Raw genomic sequence first — 25,037 nt, forward strand, 5'->3', positions numbered from 1 at the left:
GCCCTCTCAGACGTTCCGGTAGCGGCGCAGCGTCAGCGCGTAGCAGGCGGCCGTGACGGCGACGACCGCGGCGGCGAAGACCAGGGCGCCGAAACCGCCGGGGGCGTGCGGGGCGTCCGGGGAGCCGAGGTCGAAGAGCTGGTTGATCAGCGCGGCGACGGTCTGGGCGGGCGAGAGCAGGAAGGCCCAGCCCGCGGACTGCGGCGGGACCGGCCGGAAGCCGCCGACCAGGTTGTACGAGACCACCGCGAGCACCGCGGTGATCATCAGGGTGCCCATGATCGCGGCGACGCCGAAGCCGCGGCGCGGCGTCAGGGCGGCGATCAGCATGCCGAGGGCGGCGTACAGCAGCGCGTGGAGCAGCGCCGACAGCAGACCGTACGACAGGTGGGTGAGGTTGTCGCCGAGCGGGAACTTGGCGAGCTGGGAGCCGGCGAACAGCACCACCAGCGGCAGCACCAGGATGATCAGCAGGGCGCTGAACAGGGCGGCGAACTTGGCGGCCACGTAGTCGCCGCGGGTGGCGGGCCGGGAGAAGTACAGCGGGACGACGTGGTGCCGCAGGTCCCGGGACATCAGCACGGGGGCCTGGGCGGCCAGGAAGATCTGCGGCAGGACGCCGAAGCTGACGACGTAGTCGGCGTAGTCGAGCGGCATCTTCGTCAGGTTGGCGAACACCGCGATGGCGAGCATCACCAGGGCGGGCGCCGTCATCGCGCCGAGCAGCAGGAACGGCAGCACCTTGGACTTGCCGGAGCGGCCGAGGCCGTAGGCGGCCCGCAGGCTCTGCACGTAGAGCGACCGGGTGGCGTAGCGGCGGCCCAACCGGGGCCCGGTGTAGGGGCGGTAGCCGATGTCGTGGATGACGCCGGTGTGGGCGTCGGGGCGGGTGGTCATGCCTGCTCGCCTCCTGCCGCCACGGCTGCGGCCTGCTGGTCCTCGGACGGGGTGCTGAAGATCTCGGCGACCCGGTGGCGGCGCTGCTCCAGCCGGATCAGGCCGAGGCCGAGGTCGTCCACGGTGTCGCGGACGGTGTCGTAGGTGTCGTCGCCGGCGAGTTCGACCAGCAGGACCCGGCTGCCGTCGGCGCGCACCGACAGGCCGGCGGCGGTGAGCCGCTCGCGCAGCACGGCGTCCGCGTCGAAGGAGCGGTCGGTGGGGTGGTCGGTGACCTCGACGGCGAGCAGCTGGGTGGCCTCGGTGAAGGAGGCGGTGGAGGAGGAGCGCAGCAGCTTGCCGCCGTCGATGACCACCAGGTGGTCGCACGTCCGCTCCAGCTCGCCCAGCAGGTGGGTGGTGACCAGCACCGAGATGCCGAAGTCGGAGTGGACGCGGCGGATCAGGCCGAGCATCTCGTCCCGGCCGACCGGGTCGAGGCCGTTGGTCGGCTCGTCCAGCAGGACCAGCTGCGGGTCGTGGACGAGGGCCTGGGCGAGCTTGACGCGCTGCTTCATGCCGGTGGAGTAGCCGCCCATCGGGCGGTAGCGCTCCTCGTACAGGCCGACGTGGCGGAGCGTGTCGGCGGTGCGCTCGCGGGCCGCGGAGGCCGGCAGGCCGGACATCCGGGCCATGTGCACCACGAACTCGGTGGCGGACACGTCGGGCGGCAGGCAGTCGTGCTCCGGCATGTAGCCGACGCGTTCGCGGATCGCCGGGCCCTGGGTGGCGATGTCCAGGCCGAGCACCTGGCCGGTGCCCTCGGTGGCCGGGGACAACCCGAGGAGGATCTTGATGAGGGTGGACTTGCCCGCACCGTTCGCCCCGACCAGGCCGACCACGCCGGGCTGCACCTCCACGGTGAGCCGGTCGAGCGCGGTGACCCGGGGGAACCTCTTGGTGAGGCCGTCCGTCTGGATGACTGTGGACACGGCATCAACCTAGCCCTGGGCGCGGAGGCGCGGAATGCGCTGGGAGGACCGGGCTCCCTCCGTCCACGGGATGACCTTCCCGGCCCGCCCCCTAGGGGTTCGGTGGGGGCGGCGGGCCGGGTGCGCGGGATTCCTGACGCGGCGTCAGGACAGCAGTTCGCTCTGGAGCGCGACCACCTGGCGGAACGCCTGCACCGGGACGCCCTTCGGGTCGGTCAGCTGGACCAGCGCGACCACGTCGCCGGACTGCAGCCAGGCGAACCGGCCGGTCGGCACGTCGCCGGCCAGCGCGGTGGCGTTGCGGACCTCCACCTGCCCGGACGCGATCGGGTACTCGCCGTTGGTGCTGGGCTTGCTGCCGTCGATGTCCTTGGTCGAGCCCATCAGGGTCGCCCGCGAGTAGAAGTCCGAGGCGTCGTACTGCGAGCCGAACCTGAACAGCCGCAGCTCGGTGCGGGTGCCGTCCTTCGCGGTCCAGCCCTGGGCGGCGGCGGCCCGGCAGGCGGCCGTGGTCAGCCGCAGGCTGTAGGTGCCGTCCTTGGCCAGCATCGCGTCCTGGTCGCACGGAACCCAGCGGCCCGTCACCGGCGGCAGCGCGGCCGCCGGGGCCGAGGACGCCGAGGACGCCGAGGGCGCGGCGGACGGGCTCGACGAGGCGGCGGCGGAGGCGGTGGCGGACGGGGACGGGGCCGAGGTCGGGCTCGCCGGGCCGGTCGCGGTCGCGCCCTCGGGCAGCGGCAGCAGCAGGGCCCGCAGGTCCGCGGCGTGCGTGCGGACCGGGGACTGCGCCGGGGCCGAGGCGCCCGCCGGCAGCGGCGGCAGCGTCAACGCCGGGAAGGCGTACCGGCCGTCGTTCGGCGTGGCCAGGCCCGGCAGGTCGGTGCGCTCGGGCAGGGTCACCGCGACGGCGGTGGCCGCACCGGTCACCACCGCCAGCAGGACGGCGGCGCCGACCTGCAGGAGCCGCTTGCGCTCGGCGGGCGTGCGCGGGGGCGCGGGCGGCGGGCCGTACGCACCCGGCGCGAACGGGTCCGCGGCCGGGGCGAACGGGTCCGCGGGCGCGGCCGGGGCGGCGGGGGCAGCGGGTGCGGGCACGGCGGGCGCGGCGGCCCCCGCGGTGGGCTCGGCGCCCGGGGTGGTGGCGCTGTCGCTGCTCATACGGAGGCTCCCGGAATGGCCAGTCGGTCGAGTTGCTGACGGAACAGGTCGACGACCTTGTTCTGGTCGAGGGGGGCGACGCCGGAGACTTCCATCTCCACCAGCAGGTCGCCGATCGCGGAGTAGCACTGCACGAAGTCCAGCTGGTCGCCGGCCTTCAGCGCGGGCAGCGCGCAGTGCGCGTCCGGGTGGCCCGCGACGCCGGGGCCCTGCCGGTACAGCTCGTTGTCGGTGTACCAGGCGCCGTACGCGGTGCTCTGCGCCGCCACCCACTGCTGGTTGAACTGGCGCAGCGACAGCGCGACGGAGATCCGGTTGTCGCCGGTCACCAGGGTGCGGGTGCCGATGCCCTGGAGGCGCATGGAGGAGAGCAGGTCCTCGGTGTTCTTCCGGTACTTCTCCGGCACCTCGGCCAGCATGTCCTTCTGCGCCTTGTCCAGCGCCTCGCCGCGGAGTTCGCTGTCGTTGCCGAGGGACTGGTAGTCCGGCCCGGCCCGGTACCCCGCCGGGATCGGCAGCAGCAGGTCGCGCAGGCTGCCGAAGTGGCTGCCGTTGGACTTCGCGCCCCACGGCGCGGGCGTGCTCGACGACGGGGCCGGGGCCGGGGCGGCCGCGACCGGCGCGTCGTCCCGGTAGTTCGTCCGGAGGATCACCTCGCCGATGCCGACGCCGACCAGCGCCGCGGCGACCACCGCGGCGGCGGCCTTCAGCGCGGTGCGGCGCGGGCCGGTGCGGACCGGCGCCGGGGCCTCGGCCGACGCCTCGACCGGCACCTCGGCCGGTGCCTCGATCGGTGCCTCGGTCGGCGTCACCCGAGGTTCCGTCACCTCGGCGGCGGGCTCGGGGGATTCGATGTCGGTCATGCGATCCGCTCCCACTGGCGCTTGGCGAGGTCCCCCAGCTTGGCCGGGTCGACGGGGTTCTTGCCGTAGACCTGGACGTGCATCAGCACGGTGCCCTTCCGGGCCACCGCCTCGCCGTAGTAGTACTGCTCGGTGCTCTTGGCGTAGTGCAGCGCGTCCTTGCGGACCACGACCAGGCCGTCCTCGTTGCCCGGGATCCTGGAGATGTCCGCGTGCGTGGTGATGATGTTCAGCTGGCTGATCACCTCGCTGGTGTTCTCCGGCAGGTACTGGAGCAGCTCGACCCGGTACTGCGCGTCGTCGGCCTCCCAGGCGACCACGGCGGCCCGGCGGAAGCCGTTGGTCAGCAGTTGCTGGAACACGCCCTTGGTGTCGCCGAAGGTCTCCGCGATGTCCGCGGCGTCCATCCAGCCGTCCGTGCCGAACTCCTTGGTGTCCTGCGCGCCGTCGGGCTTCTTCACCAGCAGCTCGCGCAGGTCGCCGTCGATGTTCAGCGGCTTCGGGGCGGCCGCGGCCAGCGCCGCCGGGTCGACCCGGGCGGCCGGGTAGGCCAGCGGGGTGGCGGTGATCTTCGGCAGCGGGGTCTCCGGGCGGGACGCCTGGACGCCGTAGCCGACCCCGACCCCGAGCGCCGGACCGGCCAGCACGGCCGTCAGGAACAGCGCGCCGACGCCCAACTTCCGCTTGCGCGGCGCTGGTTCGGCCGCCGAACCGATCACCTCGGAGGACTCGGGCGACTCGGACGACTCGGACGACTCGATGGTCGGCTCCGGGGACGACTCGCTGGCCGGCTCGGGCGACCGGGTGGGGGCGGGCGGTTCGGACGGACCGGCGGCGGCCGTCCCGGGCTCCGCGGCGCCCGTCGGTTCGGTGCTCAACTGGTGCTCCTGGAAGAAGGGTTCGGGACGGCGCTCAGCCGTTGGCGAGGCGGTCGCGCTGACGCTTCATCGCGTCGGCGAGCAGCGCCTTGTCGGGGTCGCCCTGGACCCGGACGTGGACCTCGTACACCACGTCGCCGACCACGCCGATGCCGTGCAGCCGCCCGGTGAAGGCCTGCTGCTCGGGCTTGTCGATGTAGCCCCGGGCGCCCGGCACCCCGTCGACGTCGAAGGGCTCCAGCTTGTACGTGGTGGCCTTGCCGAAGCCGCGCGCGTCGTCCGCCCGGTTGAACCGGCGCAGCTCGACGTCCACCTCCATCTTCCCGTCGCGGGTGCGGTAGGTGCGGGTCGCCGCGTCCTTGAAGCCCCAGGAGTCGAGGATGCCCTTGATGTCGACGTCGTCGCCGTACGCCTTCTGCATCTCCTCGACCGACAGCATCGCGCCGTCCGGCGAACCGTACGGGTCGGCGATGTCCGGCACCGGCAGCAGGAAGTAGCGCAGGTCGCCGCTGTGCCGGTCCCCCGAGACGCTGCCCTGCAGGGTGCTGGCCGGGCGCGGGACGGGCGTCACCGCGTTCGGGACCGGCGTCGGGGTCGGGCTCCCGCTCGGGCCGGGCGACGCGCTCGGGGCGGTCGAGGCCGTCGCCGCGGGGGCCGCGACGGTGCGTCCGGCGTGGTCGGGCTTGCCGACGGCGACGGTGACGGCCGCGCTGGTCGCGGTCACCGCGAGCAGTCCGGCCACCGCGAGCGCGACCCCGGCGGCCCGGGGCAGCTTCCGCGCCCCGGCGGGCGGCTGGTCAGCAGGCGGCGCTTCGGCGTTCGGCGGCTCGACGTCCGGCGACTGCTCGGGGGCCGGAGGCTGCTCGGGCAGTGGGGACTGCTCGGGCAGCGGCGGCTTTTCGGGAACGGACAAGGGTCTCCCCCCAGGGCTCACATGGCAGACCGCACGGCGGTGCCGGCCGTCCCCCCGGCCGGTCCGGACACCGATTTCCACGTGCGGTGAACGAATTATGTGAGCCCTGTAAGACCGTCAACAACACGATTCCGGTGCCCAATAGCCGTATTCCTCAGCAATCGGACAGGCCGTGATCGAACCGCAACCGACACAAGGTCAGTTCGACCCCGAACCCTCCTCCGCGGGCTTGGCCGGGGCGTCCGCCGCAGGGGCCTGCGGCGGCACGGTGGGCTCGGCCGCGGGGGCCGGAGCCGGGGCCGGCGGGGCTTCCGGAGCCGGGGCCGGGGCCGGGGCGGTGGGCGGCTGGTAGGCCGGGTAGCCGGCGGACTCGGCGAGCCGGATGCCCGCGGCCTCGGCCAGCGCGACGTCCAGGCGCTCGTTGCGAATCCGGCGGTCGATGTAGAGGATGCCGTTGGCGATCATGCCGAGCGGCGTGGTCGCCACCGCGGAGATCAGCGTCAGCAGGCCGATGCCGATCAGGGCCACGGTGATCGCGCCGGTGCTGTCGGAGGGCGAGCCGTTGGTGTCGACGGCGCTGAACACCACGGCCATGCCGACCATCAGCACGGGGTAGGTCACCAGGTTGACCGCGATCCGGCCGACCAGCGAGACCAGCAGCGGCAGGCCCAGGCTGCGCCACCAGTTGCCGTCGTTGAGCTGCCAGGCCCGGCGGAGCGCCGCCACCGGGGTGCTCTCCTCCAGCACCAGCACCGGGATCTGCAGCGCCAGCCGCACCGTGACGTAGGTGCCGCCGAGGATGACCGTCCACCACAGGAGTTCGGTCACCACCAGGGTGCCCGGGGAGTCGTCGAGCAGCAGGACCAGCAGCAGCGGGCCCACCGCCACCAGCATCATCGGCAGGAACAGCAGCCCCAGCGCGCCGGCCGCCCGCAGCAGGTGCGGCTTGGACTCCTTCCAGGACTGGCCCGCCGTCATCGGCCGCCCGAGCGCCGCCGCCCGGACCACCACGGCGGACAGCACCGAGGCGACCACGTACTGGACCAGCACCGCGAGCAGGTAGCCCACGGCCACCACGGCGATCGCGCCGAGGACGGTGAGCACCTGCTCGTCGGTCACCGAGTCGTCGCTTTCGGGCAGCTTGTCGAGCGCCTTGCCCAGCCCGTCGACGAAGAAGAACGACAGCACCAGCGCGGGGACGGCGGCGATGCCGGTGACCGCCAGCAGCGGCAGGTAGATCGCCTTGAAGTAGCGGCGGACCGTCTCCAGGACGGCGGAGAACATCTCGCCGAACCCGAGCGGCCGCAGCGGGATCACGCCCGGCTTCGGCGCCATCGGCACCCGGCCCCAGGGCCCCTGCCCCCACCCGCCGGGCGCACCCCAGCCCGGCTGCCCGTAGCCGCCCGGCTGTCCGTAACCGCCCGGCTGCCCGTGACCGCCCGGCTGCTGCTGCCCGTAGGGCTGCTGCCCCGGACTGCCGCTGTCCCCACTCATCCGTACCCCTCCTGAGTCCGTCGCTCCCGCGCCTCGGGATGCCAGGCCGAGCCTAGGGCGCTGCTCCCACGTTTCCCACAGCGCCCCTGGGCCCGTTCCGGCCGCGCCGACGGACCCGGATGCACATGTCGGACCGGGGGTCCGGGTCGGCCTGCGGTCAGAGCAGGGTCTCGATGACCGCCGCGACGCCGTCCTGCTCGTTGCTGACGGTGTGTCGGGCGACCGAGGCGAGCACCAGCGGGTGGGCGTTGGCCACCGCGTACGACTGCCCGGCCCAGGCCAGCATCTCCAGGTCGTTGGGCATGTCGCCGAAGGCCACCACCTCGGCGGCGGAGATGCCGTGCTGGGCGCACCAGCGGGCCAGGCTGCTGGCCTTGGTGACGCCCGGGGCGCTGATCTCGACCAGCGGGATGGGGCTGGACCGGGTGCTCTCGGCCAGCGGGCCGATCGCGGCGCGGGTCCGCTCCAGGAAGACGTCCGGGTCGAGGTCGGGGTGCTTGGCGAGGATCTTGAACAGGCCGTTGACCCGGCCGTCCGCGAGCAGTTCCTCGGTGGGGGCGACCGGGTGCTCCTTGTCCGACTCCCACATCACCACGGTGTAGCCGGGCTCCCGGGCGAAGCCGCCCGGGAACTCGAACGCGAAGGTGGTGCCGGGCAGTTCGGCGCGCATCCGGGTGACGACGGTGAGCGTGTCCGCCGGGTCGAGCGGGGAGGTCTCCAGCAGTTCGCCGCGCCGGACGTCGACCACCGCGCCGCCGTTGGAGCAGATCGCCACACCGTGGCCGCCGATGTGCGGCCCCAGGTGCTGCATCCAGCGCGGCGGCCGCCCGGTGACGAACACCACCTGCATCCCGGCCTCCTCGGCGGCGGCCAGCGCGGCCGCCGTCCGGGCCGAGACCCTTCCGCCGGAGCACAGCAGGGTGCCGTCGAGGTCGGTGGCGATCAGGCGGGGGCGCGGCGAGGAGGTCACCCGTCCATCTTCGCGCACTCGTCCGGGAACCGGACCAGGGCGGCGACCCGGCCGGGGCGGGACACGGGGCCGGGCCCGCCCGGACGGGGGCGGGCCCGGCCCCGGGATCAGGCCGCGACGTTCAGGGTGAGCGCGGCGGTGTGCAGGGTGCCGCCGGTCTGGAACTGCAGGAACAGCCGCCAGTCGCCGGGGGCGGGCAGTTCGGCGTGGAACGGCAGGGTCGGGCCGCCGCCCGCGCCGGTGGCCTTCGTCTCCGGGTGGAGGTGCGCGAAGGCCCGGTCGCCGGCGTGGAACGCCGTCAGGTGGGCGTAGGTCTCCAGGTAGGGCTGCAGGTCGGTGACGGGCTGCCCGTCCTTGCTGACCGTGACGCTCAACTCCCCGGCCGTCCCCGCCTTCGGGGCGCCCGCCACGGTGACGGTGTAGCCGTCGACGGTGGTGCTCGCGGCGGCCGGCGGCAGCGGGACGGCGGCGGCGGTGCCGGGCACGGTGGCGGTGCGGGAGAGCACCAGGCCGGTGCCCGCGCCCGCCCCCGCGCCGGGGACGAACGAGGCGTACATCCGCCAGTCGCCGGGCTCCAGGGCGGCCAGCGGGGCGGTCCAGGTGCCGTCCGCGGCCATCGTCGGGTGCAGGTGCTGGAAGCCGGACAGGTCGGCGCGGATCGCGTAGAAGTGCATCTGCTTGGTCGCATCGGGCCGGTACGCCGTCAGCCTGGCCCCGTCCGGCCCGGTGACGGTGAACCGGTACTCGGTGCCGGACAGTCGGCCGTCCAGCCGGTAGCCGCCCTGCTCGGCGGCCAGGCCGGGGGCGGCCCCGCCGGCGGACGCGCCGGTGGACGCGCCGCCCATGCCGTCCGGGCCGTGGCTCATCCCCGCCATGTCGTGCCCGGAGGGGGCCGCCGGGGCGGACTTCGCGTGGTCCATGCCGGCCATCGACTCGCTGCCGCAGGCGGCCAGGGTCAGCGTCAGCACGGCGGCGGCCGCGACGGCGGCCGGGGTACGGGTGTTGCGGGTCATCGGAGTTCGCTCCAGGGTGTGCGCGGATCGCGCGGTGGTGGACAGGACGCGACGCCCGGCCGACCCGTACGACGGGCCCGGCCGGGTGGCGCCCTCACCTGCGGGCGACGCAGACCCGGAGCAGCAACTCCCGCCCCCCGGGCGGCCCCCGCCCGTCCTCGGCCGCCCCGACCGGCCCCGGCGCCACGGTCCCCGCCGACCACGACCACGCCCACCCCACGGCCGCAGCCCCCGGAGCACCGACCCCCACCCGGTCACGGGCCTGGGTCGAGACGCACACCTCGGCGGAACCACCGTGCCCCACCGGCACCTTGGCAACGTACCGCCCGCCCGCCACCACCCCAGCGCGCGACTCGCCCCCGCGCAACGCGGCGGCCTGCGGCCGGGCACCGTGGGACTCAGCGGCATACGGCCGGGCGTCGCGCACCATGACGGCCTGCGGCCTCGCACCGTGCGGCTCGGCGGTCAGCGGCCTCGCCTCACGCAGCACAGCGGCATACGCCCCCGCGCCGTGCGGAGCAGCGGCCTGCGACCCCGCGCCGTGCGTAGTGGCGGTCGTCGTGGGGTGGCAGCCGGCGGCGCTCGCCGGGCTGCCGTGCATCAGGAAGAGGCCGAGCAGGAGGGCGCACAGGACGGCCCACCGGGCGGGGGGCCGTCCGGCGGGGGCCGGGGTGGTGGCCGGGGTCCGCTCCATCCGGGCAGCATACCCCCTCCCCGTATGTTCGATGTCCGCTTCGGCCCTCTCCCGGCGGGTTTGTCGGCAACCGCCTCCCTGGTCAACGGGCTTGCGGGTGAAGGTCGTTGTCGCATTCTGTGACGAATCGCATTCCGGCCCCTTCCGGTTAGCGCGCCCGTCCGGCGCGTCACTAGAGTTCCGCCGACGAACCGAACGGACGAACGGGGAGATGCGTGGCGGGCAGGCGGGGGACGGGCAGGGCGGGCGGCGCGGACGTGGCGGAGCGGCCGGCCCCGGGGGGAGCCGAGGCCTCGTACTGGCAGGTGATGGCGGCGGCCGACGAGCGGGAGGCGCGCCGCAAGAAGACGGTGGCGATGACCGCTTGGGCGACCGCGATGGTGGCGGTCGGGGCGATGGTGGCCGTGGCCGTCATCGTGCAGAACCGGGCCGACGGGCGTCCGGCCGACGACCGGCAGCGGACCGGCGCGGCCGGTGTCGCCGCGTCCGCCGCGCCTGGCACCGCCTCCGCCGGGCCCGCGCAGGCGGACGGCCCCGGCGCGGGTACGGCCACCACCGTTTCGGCCCCCGGCCTGAAGCTCGGCCCGGCGGCGAAGGTCGGCGCGGCGGCGGGCCGGGACGGGCAGGCGGCGCTGCTGACCGGCAGCGGCGACAGCTGGGCGGAGGCGACCGGCGCTGCCGTCGACACCACCCGCGACTTCACCGTCTCGGCGGTGGTCCGCAACGAGGCGGCGAGCGCGCCGAAGGCGGCCCTCTCGCAGAACGGCGCCCAGTTCTTCGCCTTCTACCTGGGCCGGGAGGACTCCTCGGCCGCCACCCGCAACCGCTGGGTGTTCAAGGTGCAGACCGCCGAGGACGCCGGGAAGACCGCGATGGCGCTCTCCCCCGGCGCGGCCGCCACCGGCCGCTGGACCACCCTCACCGGGGTCTACAGCGCCAAGGCGAAGACCATCTCGCTGTACGTGGACGGCGCCCTCGCGCAGACCACCGCCGCGCCCGCGATCATCCCCGGCCAGGGCCCGCTGGAGCTCGGCCGGGCCCGCTGGAAGGGGAAGTGGTCGGACGCCTGGAACGGCGGCATCACGGACGTCCGGGTGTGGAAGGAGGCGCTGACGGCCGATCAGGTCGGCAAGCTGCCGAAGGGCGGCCCGGCCACTGCGGGCGGTGTCCTCAACCCCTGAGCGGAACCGGCCTGATCCGCACTCAAATGATCTGCCTCGTACGGCGATCGGGATCGTTTCGGAACGGTCCCGATCGCCCGGCGACCGGATCGGCTCCCGGCGTCACGGTGTGCTACGTTCCGCGCACATACAGAAACTTATGACCCCGGCGGTGCTACCAACACCCCGGGGCCCGACACCCGGAGCTGAACCTCCCGATGCACGTTCATCGTAGCGCGCACGCGCGCCATTTCACGGTCCTGCCCAACTTCCTGCTCCAGTACCGGCAGCTGTCGTACACCGCCCGGGGCCTCCTGGCGGACCTGCTCTCCCGGCCCGACGGCTGGCGCGAGGACGGGCGGCAGATGGCCGACAGCAGCCCGCAGGGGCGGCGCGCCGTGGCCAAGGCCCTCAAGGAACTGACCGAGGCCGGCTTCTACCGGGTCGAGAGGATCCAGCTCGCCGACGGGCGTTTCGTCACCGAGAACCACGTCTACGACACGCCGTGGCAGTTCCTGCCGAGTACCACCCGTCCGGTACCCGGTGGGACGACCGTCGCCGAGGTTGACGCTCCCCTCCGAAAGGAACGGGACCAAGCACCCACCCTCCCCGCCGAGCCGTCGCCTCCCGCCCCGGCGCCCCCGGACGCCCGGACCCGCGCCGCGATCGACACCCTGTTCCGGGCGATCCGCCCCGAACCCCGGCTCCGCCTCGGCGAGTCCGAGGCCCGGGCGCTCGCCCCGCTGGTCGCCCGCTGGCTGGAGCGCGGCGCGACCGTCGCCGACCTCGCGCAGGCCCTGCTCCCCGGCCTGCCCGTCCCGATGCACTCCCCGACGGGCGTCCTGCGCAACCGCCTCGAACGCAAACTCCCGCCCGCCGCCGCACCCCCCGCCGTGCCCCGCCGCCGCCCCGAGTGCCCCACCTGCCACGACCCCGTCCCCCGCCCGGGCCACTGCCTCCCCTGCACCGGCCTCGTCCCCCGCCCCACCACCCCCGACCCCGCCGTCGCCCGCAGCGGAGCCGCCCGGGTCCGCGCCGCCCTCGCCTCGGCCCTGCCCTCCCCCCTGGCCCCCGCCTTCCCGAACTGACCGGCCCGCCCGGGCCGATCGGACCGGGAATGTGCACGGTCAAGGTTGTGGAAAATTCGTCCCAACCGGTACACGCCGCTGGTTACGGTCGCCTGCATGTCCGGACGTCTTCGGGGGAGGGCTTGGCGTGGCGATCGAACTACCCGGTGAAGTGGTGGATCTCCTGTCGTTCATCGGCATCAACTGGCCGACGGTGAACGAGGACAGCGTGCGCGAGTTCGCGGGCCACGTCAGGGAGTTCGCCGACAACGTGGAGTCGGCGCACCAGCAGTCGACGCAGACCGTCCAGGGCCTGGGCGAGGCCTACCAGGGCGCGTCCTACGAGGCGCTGCTGGCGAAGTGGGCGTCGGTCTCGGACAGCCACCTGAACGAACTGGTGCAGGCGTGCCACGTGGTGGCGCAGGCACTGGAGATCGCCGCGGACGTCATCGTCGCCATGAAGGTCGAGACGATCGGCGAACTCGTCGTGCTGGCGGCGGCGTTCGTCGCGGACCAGGCGGCGGCGGTGGCAACCTTCGGCATCGCCGAGGCCGCGGTGATCGCCATCGAGGAAGCCGCGAAGCGCCTGATCAACTACCTGGAACAGCAGTTGGAGCAGTACATCATCGCCCAGGTGGTCGAGGCCGCGATCGAACCGCTGATCGACACCGTCGCCGGGGCGGTGCAGGGCCTGGTGTTCCAGGCCGCGGAGTCCGCACTCGGGGTGTCGGTGGACGGCGGCGGGGGCGGCACCGGGTTCACCATCGACCCGGACCTGCTGGAGGAGCACGCCCGGACGATGCACGAGCACGCCGAGACCGTGGCGGGCCACGCCGAGATGTTCCAGTCCAAGATCGCGGCGGTGAGCTTCGAATGAGCAACCAGATCGTCAAGGCGCTGGAGCACGGCGCGCAGAAGCTCGGCAAGACCCTCGCCGAGGACGCCGGGAAGGCGCTCAAGAACTTCTACCGCAAGGCCGGCGACAACCTGAAGAAGGTCGCCCACAACACCCGCGAGATCGAGGCCAAGCACACCAAGGACCTGAAGAAGATCCTGGAGGGCCACGACTCCAAGGTCTCCCACCCGGGGCGCGGCAGCGGCGGCGGGAAGCGCGGCGGCTCGCACCCCAAGGGCCGGGGCCGCGACCAGGTCCGGAGCCCGCGCACCGAGGGCCGCCCGCAGGACACCCGCTGCGGCGGCGGCGAGCCCGTCGACATGGCCACCGGCCGGATGTACATCGACCAGGTCGACGCCTCCTTCCCCGGTTCACTGCCGCTGGAGTTCACCCGCTCCTTCGACTCCGGCCTGCTCACCGGCCGCTGGATGGGCACCAAGTGGCTGTGCCCCTTCGACGAGCGCCTGGAGATCGACGCCGACGGCGTCGTCCACGTCCGCCCGGACCGGATCACCCAGTCCTACCCCCGCCCCGAACCCGGCGACCCCGTCCACGCCTCGGCGGGCTCACGGCACGAACTCGACATCCGTGACGGCCTGTTCACCATCACCGATCCCGCCACCGGCCTGGTGAAGACCTTCACCCCCGACGGCGACGAAGCCCTGCTCACCGAGGTCCGCGACCGCCACGGCCGCCACTGCGCCCTCGCCTACGACGGGGACGGCGTCCCGCTCTCGATCACCCACTCCGGCGGCTACCAGCTCCTCGTCACCGTCGACAACGACCGCATCACCGCCCTGCGCCTCGCCAGTGCCGGCGACACCGGCGGCGACGCGCTGCTGATGCGCTACAGCTACACCGACGGCCACCTCACCGCCGCCTACAACTCCAGCGGCAAGCCCATGCGCTTCGCCAACGACGCCGCCGGCCGGGTGCTCTCCTGGACCGACCGCAACGACTCCCAGTACCGCTACACCTACGACGCCCACGACCGCGTCACCGACGAGGGCGGCACCACCGGCGCCCTCGCTTTCCGCTTCACCTACTCCGACCCGGACCCGGCCACCGGCCTGCGCACCCACACCGAGACCGACGCCCTCGGCCACACCACCACCTATCAGGTCAATGACCACGCCCAGATCACCGCCGTCACCGACCCCCTCGGCGCGGTCACCCGCTACGAACGCGACGACCACGACCGCCTGCTCACCGAGACCGACCCCCTCGGCCGCACCACCCGCTACGCGTACGACGGCGCCGGCGACCTCGTCCGCGTCACCCGCCCCGACGGCGAACACGCCACCGCCGCCTACCTCGACCGCCTCAGCCTCCCCACCCTGATCACCGAACCCGGCGGCGCCACCTGGCAGCAGACCTACGACGACAACGGCCTGCGCACCACGCTCACCGACCCCCTCGGCGCGGTCACCCGCTTCTCGTACGACGAGAACGGCCACCGGTCCTCGGTCACCGACGCGTTCGGCCACACCACCCGGATCAGCTGCGACGCGGCCGGCCTGCCGGTCGAGATCACCGATCCGACCGGCGCCACCACCCAGTACCGGCGCGACGCCTTCGGTCGGCCGGTCGCGGTCGTCGACCCGCTGGGGAACACCACCCGCCTCACCTGGACGACAGAGGGCCGGCTCGCCGCCCGGACCACGACCGACGGCTGCACCGAGACCTGGACGTACGACGGCGAGGGCAACTGCCTCACCCACACCGACCAGCTCGGCCGGACCAGCACCTTCGAGTACACCCACTTCGAGACGCTGGCGGCCCGCACCTCACCCGACGGCGCACGGATCACCTTCACCCACAACGCCGCCATGCAACTCGTCGCGGTCACCAACGCCCTCGGCCAGCAGTGGCAGTACAGCTACGACCCGGCCGGCCGGCTCACCGCCGAGCGGGACTTCCACGGCGGCGTGACCAGCTACCGGCTCGACGGCGCGGGACGCATCTCGGCCGCGGTCAACCCGGCCGGCGAGCAGACCGCCTACACCTACGACGTACTCGACCGCCTGGTCAGCAGGGAGACCGCCGACGGTGCCACCACCTTCGGCTACGATCTGGCCGGGAACCTCGTCCGGGCCGCGAACGCCGACACCGTCCTCGCCCGCACCGTGGACCCGGCCGGCAACCTGCTCACCGAAACGGTGAACGGACGGACCGTCAGCTTCACCCTGGACACCCTGGGCCGCCGCACCGGCCGCACCACGCCCACCGGGCACACCAGCGCCTGGAGCCACGACGCCGTCGGCCGGCCGACCGCCCTGGCGACGCCCGGCGGCAGCATCGACATCGCCTACGACCGCGCCGGACGCGAACAGCGGCGGACGATCGCCGAGCACCTCACCCTGACCAGGTCCTGGGACGACCTGCACCGGCTCACCGGCCAGAGCCTCGACACGCCGCACCAGCGGCTGGTGGAACGCGCCTACAGCTACCGGGCGGACGGCGCCCTCGCCTCCGTCGGCGACCGGACGAACGGGCCCCGGACCTTCGACCTCGACCCGGCCGGACGGGTCACCGCGGTCCACGCCGCGGACCGGACCGAGTCGTACGCCTACGATCCTTCCGGCAACCTGACCGACGCCCGGTGGCCCGCCTCCGGCAGCGGCGGAGCCGCCGTCGGACCCCGCACCTACGCCGACGGCCGCCTGACCGCGGCCGGCCGGGTCCGCTACGAGTACGACGCCGCCGGCCGCACCACGCTCCGCCAGGTCACCCGGCTCTCCCGCAAGCCCGACACCTGGCACTACACCTGGGACGCCGAGAACCGCCTCACCGGAGTCACCACTCCGGACGGCAGCCGCTGGCGGTACCGCTACGACCCGCTCGGCCGACGCGTCGCCAAGGAACGGCTCGCCGCCGACGGCCGCACCGTCGAGGAACGGACCGACTTCACCTGGGACGGCCCCACCCTCGTCGAACAGACCGCCGAAGCCCCGTACCTCCCGGGCCCGCACACCATCAGCTGGGACCACGACGGGCTGCTGCCGCTCGCCCAGACCGAGACGATCTGCGCCCAGGACCGGGTCGACCGGCGTTTCTTCGCCATCGTCACCGACCTGATCGGCACGCCCACCGAACTGGTCGACCCGACCTCCGGGTCCGTCGCCTGGCGGGCCATCTCCAGCCTCTGGGGCCACACCACCTGGCCGTCCGACAGCACCACCTACACCCCGCTGCGCTTCCCCGGCCAGTACTACGACCCGGAGACCCGGCTCCACTACAACCTCAACCGCTACTACGACGCCGAGACGGCGCGCTACACCACACCGGACCCGCTCGGGCTGGCGGCCGCCCCCAACCCCGAGACCTACGTCCACAACCCGCACACCTGGACCGACCCGCTCGGGCTCTCCCCCCACCCGCAGGGAAGCACACCGACCCCGCCGAAGAAACCCGCGAAGGGGTACGACCTGCGCGGCAAGGACCCGCTCAGCATCGTCCCGAAGGACGCCGAGGTCCGGCAGCTGACACCGCACTCCGGCGGCGGGGCGCAGTACGGGGTCGAGTACAAATGGACGAACGAGGACGGGCACGTGGTCCGCATGCGCATCCACGGACCCGACGGCCTCGCCCCGGCCGGCTCCAACGCCGCCAACGGCGACATCTTCCGCATCCAGGTCGGCAAGCGGTACCAGGACCTCGCCGGCAACCTCCACCACCCCAACTCGCACAACCCGAACAGCCCGCACTACAACCCGACCGCCGCCAACGACTCGCACATGCCGTGGCCGGTCCCGTGGGCCTTCCCCCCGGGGTACGGTCCGACCACCCCCTGACCCGCGCTCCCGACCGCGCCGAACCGCACCGACCCGCACCGACCCGCACCACGAGAAGGACACAGCAGCGATGCCGGCCACCGACCGCGAAATCATCGGCCTCCTCCACGGGCTCACCTCCCCGGACTCCCGGGTCCGGGAGGACACCTGCGGCACCGTCACGGACTGGATCTCCGTCTTCGACCCCTTCCAGGCCCGCCTGCTGGCGATGACCCTCGCCACCGCGGCGGCCGCCGAACCCGACCCGTCCTGCCGGGAGAGCGAACTGCACGCCCTGGGCGAACTCGCCGACACCGGGTTCTTCGGCGTCGAGTCCTTCGAGCCCGTCGAGCGGCTCGACCGGAACACACTGGGCCCGAGCGAGCAGGAGTACCTCGACGCCCTCCAGGAACTCGGCGAATGAGCGCACGGTGCCCGGTCTCCTCCCGGCACCGGTCCGGGGCATCGACCTCAGGGTGCTGTCGGACGACGTCCTGCCGGGGCGGTCCTGAAGGCCGTCCGCCCTCCGGCAGCGCGGACGGCGGCACCCGGGTCCTGCCCGAACTGCTCGACCCTGCCGCGCTCGACGCGGCCGTGACCGTCTCCGACCGGGCCGGGTTCTTCGACGCGGTGCGGGACGCCTTCCCGATGGCCCCGCCCCTACTCGGCCGACACAGCTGGGACGCGCTGTCGGACTCCCCGTCCGGCGGGCTGCTGGACACCCCCGGCGGCCCCTGACCGGGCTTCCGGCCCGAACCGGAGATCACCACCTCTTCCCCTGGAGCAAGCGATGCCCACCTCTCCCGAGGAGGCGAGGCGGCTCCTGCTGGAGGCCGCCGGTCTCACCGTCCTCGGCGCGCCGGACCCGGCCGGACTGCCGTCGCCGACCCAGGTCCGGCAGGCGGTCGCCGGTTTCCCCCTGGAGCCCGACGGCCACGCCTCCTGCGGCGTCACCACCGAGGAGCACGACATCTGGCTCGTCCGTTCCACCACGTCATGATCGTCTTCCGTTTCACCTGCCGCCCCGACCAGGCGCCCGAGAGCGGCTTCGACCTGGGCGACCTGGAGATCGAAGGAGACCTGGGCCGCAGCACCTCGGCCGGGCGCTCGCCCGACCAGGGGATGATGGTCTTCCTGTCCCTGGTGCTGCTGCTCGACGGCCTGGCCCGCCTGGAGACCGGGCACCGGGGGACGTTCCCGTTCGTGGCCGTCGACTCCTCGTTCCGCGTCGACTTCCGTTCGAAGGACCGGACGGTCACGGTCTCCAGCGACGGCAGGGTCCTGGGCCGACCGCCCCTGACGGAGCTTCTCCACGCCGTACTGTCCGCGGCCGAGGAGTTCGCGGCCCGCGAGCTGCCCGCACTCCCGGCCGACGACGCGGGCCGACAGGACCTGGAGACGTCCCTGGCGCAGTTCCGCCGGTTCCTGGCCGCGAGCCGATCTGGCTGACAGTGCGTCAAGGACCGGCTCCGCCCGCCGCCGCGGGCGGAGCCGGAATCTGTGAGGGGGGTCAGGCGGCGAGGCGGGTCAGCGCCGCGGTGACGAGGCCTTCGACCCGGGTCTGGGCGTCGGCGGAGCGGCCGGTGAGCTCGACCACGGCGGACCTGGTGCCGCTGCGCAGGACCGCGACCCCGCCGCTGACGGTGCCGTCGCCGTTGTGGGCGAGGTACCAGTGGGCGGTGCCGCCGGCGGTGGTCAGGGTGTGGGCCGCGCCGTAGTACCAGTGGCCGGCGGGCTCGGTGCGGCAGTCCTCGACGAGCGCGACGAGCTGCTTCTCCCAGGCGGCGGCCTCGGCCGCGGTGCCGGCGCTCGCGGCCGACTCGGTGAGCAGGCCGTCGGCGGCGAAGTTCCAGCTCGCGGACGCGTACCCGGTGGCCCGGCCCTTGGTCAGGTCGCGCATCGTCTGCTCGCCGGAGCAGGCGGACAGCGCCTGGCCCCCGGTCAGCGAGACGGTCGCGCCGACCGGGTTCAGGCCCCGCTGGTCCTCGCTCTGGAGCAGACCGGCGGAGCCGACCGGCCCGGTGGCGGCGGAACCGACCGCGACCGGAGCCGGAGCCGCGGGGCGCCGCTCGGCGTTGTCGGCGGTGGCCGACTGGGTGCCGATCACGCTGGCCGTGATCAGCGCGGCGGCGAAGCAGGCCGCGGCGACGACCCGGTTGCGACGACCGGACTTCGGCCGGACGGACTCCTGCTCGGCGGCCTGCTGCTGGACGGTCAGGTTCTCGGTCATCGTGGTCCCCCTGCTGGTCGGGACGCCCGCTGCGTCCTCGTACAACCGGGGAGATGCCGCCGGGGGAAGGAAAGTTGGAGCCCCGGACCGCTGTTTCACAGCTGTGACAGAGCGGCCCTGACGACCCGGTCCATCTCGGCCGTCCCGAGGCAGGCCGAGACCTCCAGCACCCCGTAGTGGCTGCCGCTGCGCAGCACGGCGATGCCGCCGCAGGGCTCCTCGCCCTCGGGCGCCCGGCCGGTGGTGTTGAGGTCCCCCCGGTAGTAGCCCATCCAGTTCGCGGTGACGTCCGGCGCGAGCTGCACCGCGGTGGTCCTCCCGTAGACCCAGTGGCCGGGCGCCTCCTCCTGGCAGGGCACCTCCTCCAGCAGCAGGCGGTCGGAGAAGTTCTGCGCCAGGGAGGGGGTGCGGGCGTCGCCGACGACCTCGCGGGCGACCTGGTCGCTCTGCAGGAGCGCCTGCGTGGCGTCCTCCGGGACGGTGCGGGTGCCGGTCATCAGTCCGCGGAAGTGGGCGCCGGGCCCGCCCAGCGTCTGTTCGAGGGTCTTCTCTCCGGAGCAGGCCGCGTTGGCGTAGGACCCGTCGCCGTACCGGTCGGCGACGTGGATCTTCGCGCTGTCGATGCCCGGGGCGAACGCCGCCGGGCCCAGCAGGTTCGCGGCCGTCACGGGCCCGGTCGCACCGGCCGGGGGCGCGGAGGCGGACGCGGTTGCGGACGCGGGGACGGGGGCGGGCGCGGACCTCGGGCGGTCCCCGTCCGAACGCGCCGGCAGCAGGAACCCGCCGGTCACCAGCCCGAGCGCGGCGGCCGCCACCAGCGCGGCGACGGCGGTCCGGGGCCGGACGGCGATGCGGCCGCCGCCCGTCGCGGGACCGCCGTTCACAGGCCCCTGACCAGGCGCTCGCGCATGAAGCGCCGGGCCTGGTGGATGCGGTCCTTGACCGTGCCCAGCGGGGCGTCCAGTTCCTCGGCCACCTGGGCGTAGGTCAGGTCGCCCAGGTCGCGCAGCACGAAGGGCTCCACCAGGACGGGGTGCTGCTGCTCCAGCGCGGCCAGCGCCTCCATCAGGTCGAGCCGGGTGCCGGCGATGACGCTGGTGGTGCGCGGGTCGACGGACTCGGGGAGGTCGGCGTGGCTGTCCTCGGCGCGCCGGCGCATCGAACGGTAGGTGGACCGGGCGGCGTTCGACGCGATCACCGTCACCCAGCCCAGGAAGGAGCCGCGGCCGCCGTACTCGCCCAGGTGCGTGCTGATGGACAGCAGCGCGTCCTGCGCGGCCTCCTCGGCGTCGGCGTGGTGCGGCAGGAAGCGCGAGCAGCGGCGCAGCACCACCGGTCGCAACTTGGCCAGCAGGTACTCCGTCGCCCCCGGGTCCCCCGCCCGGGCCGCCGCCACGAGCCGCTCCAGCTCGTCTTCCTCGAACACCCGGACTCCCCGTTCCGCCGACCCACCTGCGTCGAACGGGAGTTCCGCACTCCCCCCGACTCCGGCAGAATGCTGCCACATGCACAAGCTCGGCCGTTACCTCCTCCTGGAGCGGCTCGGCGCCGGCTCCTTCGCCACGGTCTGGAAGGCCTACGACCCGGAGCTCGACACCGAGGTCGCGGTGAAGGTGCTGGCCGAGAACTGGGCCGCCAACGCGGACGTCCGCGAACGGTTCCTGACCGAGGCCCGGCTGCTGCGCCGGATCGCCGACCCGCGCGTGGTCCGGGTCCACGACGTCGGCGTCCAGGACGACCGGCCCTACTTCGTCATGGACCACGTGCGCGGCGGCACCCTGGCCGACCGGGTCGGGCAGTGCGACCCGCAGGAGGCGCTGCGGCTCGCCGCGGAGGCCGGCTACGCCGTCCAGGTCCTGCACGAGGCGGGCGTGGTGCACCGCGACGTCAAACCGTCCAACCTGCTGCTCACCGCCGGCCCCGGGCCCGCCGCGGTCCTGGTCGCGGACCTCGGCAGCGCCAAGCACCTGGCCGACGCCTCCGGACTGACCGTGACCACCGGCACGCCCGCGTACATGGCCCCCGAACAGGCTTTCCAGACCGGCGGCCTCGACGGCCGCGCCGACGTGTACGCCCTGGCCGTCGTCGCCTACGAACTCCTCACCGGCCAGAAGCCGTTCGGCCCGGGCGGCCGCGCCACCGCCCTGATGACCGACCTCCCCACCGCCTCCACCCTCCCGGCCCTCCCCGCCCACCCCGACCTCCCGCCCAACATCGCCCTCCTCCTCCGCACCGCGATGTCCACCCACCCCGCCGACCGCCCACCCACCGCCCGAGCCTTCGCCGACGCCCTCCTCACCCCACCCCCGCCCCCGCAGCCCACCCCCGGCCGCCTGACCCGACGCACCGTCACCCTGGCCGCGGGCGCGGTGTTCACCGCGACCACCCTGCTGACCTGGCTGCTCCGCTGAACCCGTCCGGCAGCCTGCTCCCCTCCGCGGCGACCGAGTGGATCAGGTGGGGAACGCTGGTGACCCAGGTCGGTCCTCGCCCTCCCATCATGGCCCGGACCTGCGAAGACGCGGCAGGCCGGTAGAGGGGAAGCTCAGATCTGCTCGACTGCGATACGCGGGTGGCAGAGCCGGCGCAGGTCGTCCGTGTCGCTCGTGACGATGGTGACATCGCCACGCTCGAGGTGGGCCGTGGCCGCGAGCATGGCGTCGATGGCGTACTTGTGGCCGTGCAGCCCTTCGGTCACGAGAAGCCTGCTCGCGGCGCGTGCGACCTCCTCCGTGACGGGGCGCACCTTGGCCAACGAGAGGGCGTAGTCGAACGCGGCTTGCGGCACTTTCGGGTCGCGGGCCTCGACCAGGGTCGCCGCACTGGTGACGACCAAGAGGTCGAGGCTGCGGGCAACGTCCAGCCAGACCGTCATGTCACGGTGGCGGCGGGAGAGTTTGGAGAGCGCTTCGCTGTCGAGGACAAGCGTTCCGCTCACGCCGCATCCGCCGGAGCCGAGTTGCCACGGTGGGCGGCGTGGTGGGCGCGGATGCGTTCGGCCCTGGCCGCCACCTCGGCCGGATCGACCGGGCCGTGCTCCGCTTCGGCGGTGGCGATGTACTCGTCGATGGCTTCGCGCTGGAGCTGCCGCTGCACGGCCTCCTCGATGTACGAGGAGACCCCCTGCTTCCCGGCGCGCAGGCGAATCGCCTCCAGCGTCTCGGCACGCAAGGAGACACTGGTGACCCGGGTCTTGCCGGCGCGAGGGGCGTCCATGGGAAAAGTGTAGTACATCACTTGTGAATCCATGGCGGTGCTGAGATCGCGCCGATGCCGTCGCTCCGCGTTGCCCGACCCTCGCCCACGCAATCTCACGCGTAGGGTCGGCGGTATGCGACTGAGTACGGTGATCCTCCCCATCCACCGGTGGAGCGAGGGGCAGAAGGTGTGGCGGCGGGCCGAGGAACTCGGCTTCCACGCGGCTTACACGTACGACCACTTGAGTTGGCGGAGCTTCCGGGAGGAGACCTGGTTCGGGGCGGTGCCGACGTTGACGGCGGCGGCGTGCGCGACGGAGCGGATCAGGTTGGGGACGCTGGTGACCTCGCCGAACTTCCGGCATCCGGTGACGTTGGCGAAGGACCTGATCACGTTGGACGACGTGTCGGGCGGGCGGCTGACGCTGGGGATCGGGGCCGGCGGGGCCGGGTTCGACGCGACGGCGCTGGGGCAGGAGGCGTGGTCGCCGAAGGAGCGGGCGGACCGGTTCGCGGAGTTCCTGCCGCTGCTGGACGAGTTGCTGACGCACGACGCGACCACGCGCGAGGGGGCGTACTACTCGGCGGTGGAGGTGCGGAACATCCCCGGCTGCGCGCAGTCGCCGCGGGTGCCGTTCTACGTGGCGGCGACCGGCCCGCGCGGGCTGCGGCTGGCGGCGGAGTACGGGCAGGGCTGGGTGACGTACGGGGACGCGAAGGGCCCGGCGGACGTGCCGGCCGAGCAGGCGCCCGGGGTGATCGCCCGGCAGATCGAGAAGCTGGCGGCGGCCTGCGCGGCGAAGGGCCGGGACGTCGGCGGGTTGGAGAAGGTGCTGCTGCAGGGGTCGACGCTGGAGAAGCCGCTGCAATCGCTGGGCGCCTTCGTGGACTGGGCGGGCACCTACCGGGAGCTGGGCATCACCGAGCTGGTGGTGCACTGGCCGGTGCCCGACTCGATCTTCGCCAACGACCTGGCCGTGTTCGAGGAGATCGCCACCGAGGGCCTGGCCCAGCTGGGCTGAGCGGGCCCTGACGGCGGGTCAGAGCCGGGAGGTCCAGCGGACCCGGGTGCCGCGGCCGTGCGGGCCGGGCTCGTGCCAGGCGTCGCCGCCGAGGGCCTCCGCGCGGCGGGTGAGGTTGCGCAGCCCGGAGCGGCGGCCGCCGTCGGGGATGCCGACCCCGTCGTCGGTGACGGTGAGGAGCACGCCGGGCAGGCCGGTGCGGGCCGGGTGCGCGGAGACCGGGCGGCCGTCGTCGTCGAGGTGGACGGTGGCGTCCAGTTCGACGGCGACCCGGGAGGCGCGGGCGTGCCGGGCCGTGTTGGAGAGCATCTCGCGCAGGGCGGCGAGGAGTTGGCGGGAGGTCTTCTCGCCGACCAGGCTCTCCACCGGCCCGGTGAAGGTGATGGTGGGCCTGAAGCCGAGCGCGGCCGCGGCCTGGCTGCCCTCGCGCAGCACCCGGGTGCGCAGGGTGTCGGGCCGGTCGTCGGTGTCGGCGTGCTGGAGCGCGTAGATGGTGGTGCGGACCTCCTGGATGGTGGCGTCGAGTTCGTCGACGGCCTGGCCGATCCGCTCCTGCACCTCGGGGACGACGACCCGGCGGGCCGCGGACTCCAGCATCATCCCGGTGGCGAACAGCCGCTGGATGACCAGGTCGTGCAGGTCGCGGGCGATCCGGTCGCGGTCCTGGAAGACCGCCAGGCGCTGCTGGTTGAGCTGGTACTCGGCCAGCCGCAGGGCGAGCGCGGCCTGCGAGGCGAAGGTCTGGGCGAGCTGCCGCTCGCTGTCGGTGAAGGGCGCGGTGCCGGCCCGCCGCCACACCCCGAGCGCGCCGAGGACCCGCCCGGAGGACACCATCGGGACGGCCATCAGGGGCCCGAACTCCCTTGCCAGCCGGTCGAACTGGGCGTCCGAGCCGGTGTCGGGCGAGCCGGCCGGGTCGTCCAGGTGGACGGCCTCGCCGGCCAGCAGCCGGGACGCGAGGCCGTGCTCCGGGAGGAGTTCGCCGGTGAGGAACTCGGCCCGTTCGCCGGCGGCGTGGGCGACCCGCATCCGGTCCTCGCCGGCCGGCAGCAGGACCATTCCGGTGGCGCCCTCGGCGAGTTCGCGGACCTGCTCGGCGGCGACGGTCAGGGCGAGCCGGGCCTCGTCGGTGGAGAGCAGCGCGGTGGTGACGGCGGCGGCGCCGGTGATCCAGCGCTCCCGGCGGCGGCCCTCCTCGTACAGCCGGGAGTTCTCGATCGCGACGCCGGCCGCGGCGGCCAGCGCCAGCACCACCTGCTCGTCCTCGGGGGTGAACGCGGCGCCGCCCTGCTTCCCGGTCAGGTACAGGTTGCCGAACACCTCGCCGCGGACCCGGATCGGGACGCCGAGGAAGGACACCATCGGCGGGTGCCCGGCCGGGAAGCCGACCGAGCGCGGGTCGGTGGACAGGTCGGTGAGCCGCAGCGGGCGCGGGTCGTCGATCAGCGCGCCGAGGATGCCGCGGCCGGTCGGCAGGTGGCCGATCCGGTCGGCCGTGCCGTCCGCGATGCCGACGTGGATGAAGTCGGACAGGCCGCTGCCGTGCGGGTTGACCACGCCGAGCGCCGCGTACTCCGCGTCGACCAGCTCGGCCGCGCCGGAGGCGATCCGCTGCAGGGTGGCGTGCGGGTCGAGGCCCGCGCCGACCGAGACCACGGCCTCCAGCAGGCGCTGCATCCGGTCGGTCACGGCGGCCGCGGACTGCAGCCGTTCGGAGACCTCGGTGACCAGGGTGTCCAGCCCGAGCGAGGAGATCTCGGGAATCCGCGGCGGGCCGCTCTCGGCGACCGGGGCGTTCGGGTCGTTCGGGTCCTCCGGGGTCTGCATGCCACCAGTGTGCCC

Annotated in this window: 25 protein-coding genes; 10 read left to right on the forward strand and 15 right to left on the reverse strand. The window is 73.8% G+C overall.

Annotated elements, in window-relative coordinates; all coding sequences use genetic code 11:
- Nucleotides 1-6: 6 nt before the first annotated feature.
- The 9 genes from ACIQBJ_RS09525 to ACIQBJ_RS09565 all read right to left on the reverse strand — a co-directional run bounded on the left by ACIQBJ_RS09525 (nucleotide 7) and on the right by ACIQBJ_RS09565 (nucleotide 9,157).
- Nucleotides 7-897, reverse strand: coding sequence for an ABC transporter permease (locus tag ACIQBJ_RS09525; protein ID WP_400706306.1), 891 nt, complete (start codon nucleotides 895-897; stop codon nucleotides 7-9).
- The gene (locus ACIQBJ_RS09530) at nucleotides 894-1,868 is read right to left on the reverse strand and encodes an ABC transporter ATP-binding protein (RefSeq protein ID WP_400706309.1); all 975 of its coding nucleotides are present in this window, start codon (nucleotides 1,866-1,868) and stop codon (nucleotides 894-896) included. The genes ACIQBJ_RS09525 and ACIQBJ_RS09530 overlap by 4 nt, the downstream gene beginning before the upstream one ends.
- A gap of 144 nt (nucleotides 1,869-2,012) precedes the next feature.
- The gene (locus ACIQBJ_RS09535) at nucleotides 2,013-3,026 is read right to left on the reverse strand and encodes a hypothetical protein (RefSeq protein ID WP_400706312.1); all 1,014 of its coding nucleotides are present in this window, start codon (nucleotides 3,024-3,026) and stop codon (nucleotides 2,013-2,015) included.
- A complete protein-coding gene (locus ACIQBJ_RS09540; protein ID WP_400706315.1) occupies nucleotides 3,023-3,889 on the reverse strand; it encodes a hypothetical protein in 867 nt (288 codons plus the stop codon). The genes ACIQBJ_RS09535 and ACIQBJ_RS09540 overlap by 4 nt, the downstream gene beginning before the upstream one ends.
- Nucleotides 3,886-4,767 (reverse strand): hypothetical protein, encoded by an 882-nt coding sequence (locus ACIQBJ_RS09545; RefSeq protein ID WP_400706318.1) that lies wholly within the window; start codon nucleotides 4,765-4,767, stop codon nucleotides 3,886-3,888. Before ACIQBJ_RS09545 ends, ACIQBJ_RS09540 begins: the two co-directional genes overlap by 4 nt.
- A 34-nt stretch (nucleotides 4,768-4,801) precedes the next feature.
- Nucleotides 4,802-5,680 carry a hypothetical protein gene (locus ACIQBJ_RS09550; RefSeq protein ID WP_400706321.1) on the reverse strand — a complete coding sequence of 293 codons (879 nt, stop codon included), beginning with the start codon at nucleotides 5,678-5,680 and terminating at the stop codon, nucleotides 4,802-4,804.
- 198 nt (nucleotides 5,681-5,878) lie between these two features.
- Nucleotides 5,879-7,174, reverse strand: coding sequence for a hypothetical protein (locus ACIQBJ_RS09555; protein ID WP_400706324.1), 1,296 nt, complete (start codon nucleotides 7,172-7,174; stop codon nucleotides 5,879-5,881).
- A gap of 157 nt (nucleotides 7,175-7,331) precedes the next feature.
- On the reverse strand, nucleotides 7,332-8,144 hold the full coding sequence (locus tag ACIQBJ_RS09560; protein ID WP_400706327.1) for an HAD family hydrolase: 813 nt from the start codon (nucleotides 8,142-8,144) through the stop codon (nucleotides 7,332-7,334).
- Between the two features lie 107 nt (nucleotides 8,145-8,251).
- On the reverse strand, nucleotides 8,252-9,157 hold the full coding sequence (locus tag ACIQBJ_RS09565) for a hypothetical protein (protein WP_400706330.1): 906 nt from the start codon (nucleotides 9,155-9,157) through the stop codon (nucleotides 8,252-8,254).
- A gap of 909 nt (nucleotides 9,158-10,066) precedes the next feature.
- Here ACIQBJ_RS09565 and ACIQBJ_RS09570 point away from each other — a divergent pair.
- From ACIQBJ_RS09570 to ACIQBJ_RS09605, 8 genes are all read left to right on the forward strand, one after another.
- The gene (locus ACIQBJ_RS09570) at nucleotides 10,067-11,032 is read left to right on the forward strand and encodes a LamG domain-containing protein (RefSeq protein ID WP_400706333.1); all 966 of its coding nucleotides are present in this window, start codon (nucleotides 10,067-10,069) and stop codon (nucleotides 11,030-11,032) included.
- A gap of 197 nt (nucleotides 11,033-11,229) precedes the next feature.
- A complete protein-coding gene (locus ACIQBJ_RS09575) occupies nucleotides 11,230-12,099 on the forward strand; it encodes a hypothetical protein (protein ID WP_400706336.1) in 870 nt (289 codons plus the stop codon).
- A 127-nt stretch (nucleotides 12,100-12,226) separates the two neighbouring features.
- Nucleotides 12,227-12,955: a WXG100 family type VII secretion target gene (locus ACIQBJ_RS09580; RefSeq protein ID WP_400706339.1), complete on the forward strand. Its 729-nt coding sequence runs from the start codon at nucleotides 12,227-12,229 to the stop codon at nucleotides 12,953-12,955.
- Nucleotides 12,952-16,767: a polymorphic toxin type 30 domain-containing protein gene (locus ACIQBJ_RS09585; protein WP_400706342.1), complete on the forward strand. Its 3,816-nt coding sequence runs from the start codon at nucleotides 12,952-12,954 to the stop codon at nucleotides 16,765-16,767. Before ACIQBJ_RS09580 ends, ACIQBJ_RS09585 begins: the two co-directional genes overlap by 4 nt.
- 70 nt (nucleotides 16,768-16,837) lie before the next feature.
- Nucleotides 16,838-17,170 (forward strand): hypothetical protein, encoded by a 333-nt coding sequence (locus tag ACIQBJ_RS09590; RefSeq protein ID WP_400706345.1) that lies wholly within the window; start codon nucleotides 16,838-16,840, stop codon nucleotides 17,168-17,170.
- Nucleotides 17,171-17,340: 170 nt separating this feature from the next.
- Complete coding sequence (locus tag ACIQBJ_RS09595; RefSeq protein WP_400706348.1) at nucleotides 17,341-17,484, forward strand: hypothetical protein; 144 nt, start codon at nucleotides 17,341-17,343, stop codon at nucleotides 17,482-17,484.
- Nucleotides 17,485-17,536: 52 nt separating this feature from the next.
- The gene (locus ACIQBJ_RS09600; RefSeq protein WP_400706351.1) at nucleotides 17,537-17,746 is read left to right on the forward strand and encodes a hypothetical protein; all 210 of its coding nucleotides are present in this window, start codon (nucleotides 17,537-17,539) and stop codon (nucleotides 17,744-17,746) included.
- Nucleotides 17,743-18,195: a hypothetical protein gene (locus ACIQBJ_RS09605; RefSeq protein ID WP_400706354.1), complete on the forward strand. Its 453-nt coding sequence runs from the start codon at nucleotides 17,743-17,745 to the stop codon at nucleotides 18,193-18,195. The genes ACIQBJ_RS09600 and ACIQBJ_RS09605 overlap by 4 nt, the downstream gene beginning before the upstream one ends.
- Before the next feature lie 61 nt (nucleotides 18,196-18,256).
- Here the strand turns inward: ACIQBJ_RS09605 and ACIQBJ_RS09610 are convergent, their stop codons facing one another.
- The 3 genes from ACIQBJ_RS09610 to ACIQBJ_RS09620 form a co-directional block, all read right to left on the reverse strand.
- Nucleotides 18,257-18,976, reverse strand: a complete 720-nt coding sequence (locus ACIQBJ_RS09610) for a hypothetical protein (protein ID WP_400706356.1) — start codon at nucleotides 18,974-18,976, stop codon at nucleotides 18,257-18,259.
- A 95-nt stretch (nucleotides 18,977-19,071) separates the two neighbouring features.
- A complete protein-coding gene (locus ACIQBJ_RS09615) occupies nucleotides 19,072-19,860 on the reverse strand; it encodes a hypothetical protein (protein ID WP_400706359.1) in 789 nt (262 codons plus the stop codon).
- Nucleotides 19,857-20,402 carry an RNA polymerase sigma factor gene (locus ACIQBJ_RS09620; RefSeq protein WP_400706362.1) on the reverse strand — a complete coding sequence of 182 codons (546 nt, stop codon included), beginning with the start codon at nucleotides 20,400-20,402 and terminating at the stop codon, nucleotides 19,857-19,859. The genes ACIQBJ_RS09615 and ACIQBJ_RS09620 overlap by 4 nt, the downstream gene beginning before the upstream one ends.
- A 79-nt stretch (nucleotides 20,403-20,481) precedes the next feature.
- On the opposite strand from ACIQBJ_RS09620, the gene ACIQBJ_RS09625 reads away from it, so the two are divergent.
- Nucleotides 20,482-21,387 (forward strand): serine/threonine-protein kinase, encoded by a 906-nt coding sequence (locus tag ACIQBJ_RS09625; protein ID WP_400706365.1) that lies wholly within the window; start codon nucleotides 20,482-20,484, stop codon nucleotides 21,385-21,387.
- A 134-nt stretch (nucleotides 21,388-21,521) separates the two neighbouring features.
- On the opposite strand, the gene ACIQBJ_RS09630 is transcribed toward ACIQBJ_RS09625, so the two are convergent.
- Both ACIQBJ_RS09630 and ACIQBJ_RS09635 read right to left on the reverse strand, forming a co-directional pair.
- Nucleotides 21,522-21,914, reverse strand: coding sequence for a PIN domain-containing protein (locus ACIQBJ_RS09630; RefSeq protein ID WP_400706368.1), 393 nt, complete (start codon nucleotides 21,912-21,914; stop codon nucleotides 21,522-21,524).
- On the reverse strand, nucleotides 21,911-22,192 hold the full coding sequence (locus tag ACIQBJ_RS09635) for a hypothetical protein (RefSeq protein WP_400706371.1): 282 nt from the start codon (nucleotides 22,190-22,192) through the stop codon (nucleotides 21,911-21,913). The genes ACIQBJ_RS09630 and ACIQBJ_RS09635 overlap by 4 nt, the downstream gene beginning before the upstream one ends.
- A gap of 115 nt (nucleotides 22,193-22,307) precedes the next feature.
- On the opposite strand from ACIQBJ_RS09635, the gene ACIQBJ_RS09640 reads away from it, so the two are divergent.
- The gene (locus ACIQBJ_RS09640; protein ID WP_400706374.1) at nucleotides 22,308-23,195 is read left to right on the forward strand and encodes an LLM class flavin-dependent oxidoreductase; all 888 of its coding nucleotides are present in this window, start codon (nucleotides 22,308-22,310) and stop codon (nucleotides 23,193-23,195) included.
- Nucleotides 23,196-23,213: 18 nt separating this feature from the next.
- Here the strand turns inward: ACIQBJ_RS09640 and ACIQBJ_RS09645 are convergent, their stop codons facing one another.
- A complete protein-coding gene (locus ACIQBJ_RS09645) occupies nucleotides 23,214-25,022 on the reverse strand; it encodes a GAF domain-containing protein (protein WP_400706377.1) in 1,809 nt (602 codons plus the stop codon).
- Between the last annotated feature and the right edge of the window lie 15 nt (nucleotides 25,023-25,037).

It is taken from the genome of Kitasatospora sp. NPDC088391 (genome assembly GCF_044753345.1).
GTDB lineage: Bacteria > Actinomycetota > Actinomycetes > Streptomycetales > Streptomycetaceae > Kitasatospora.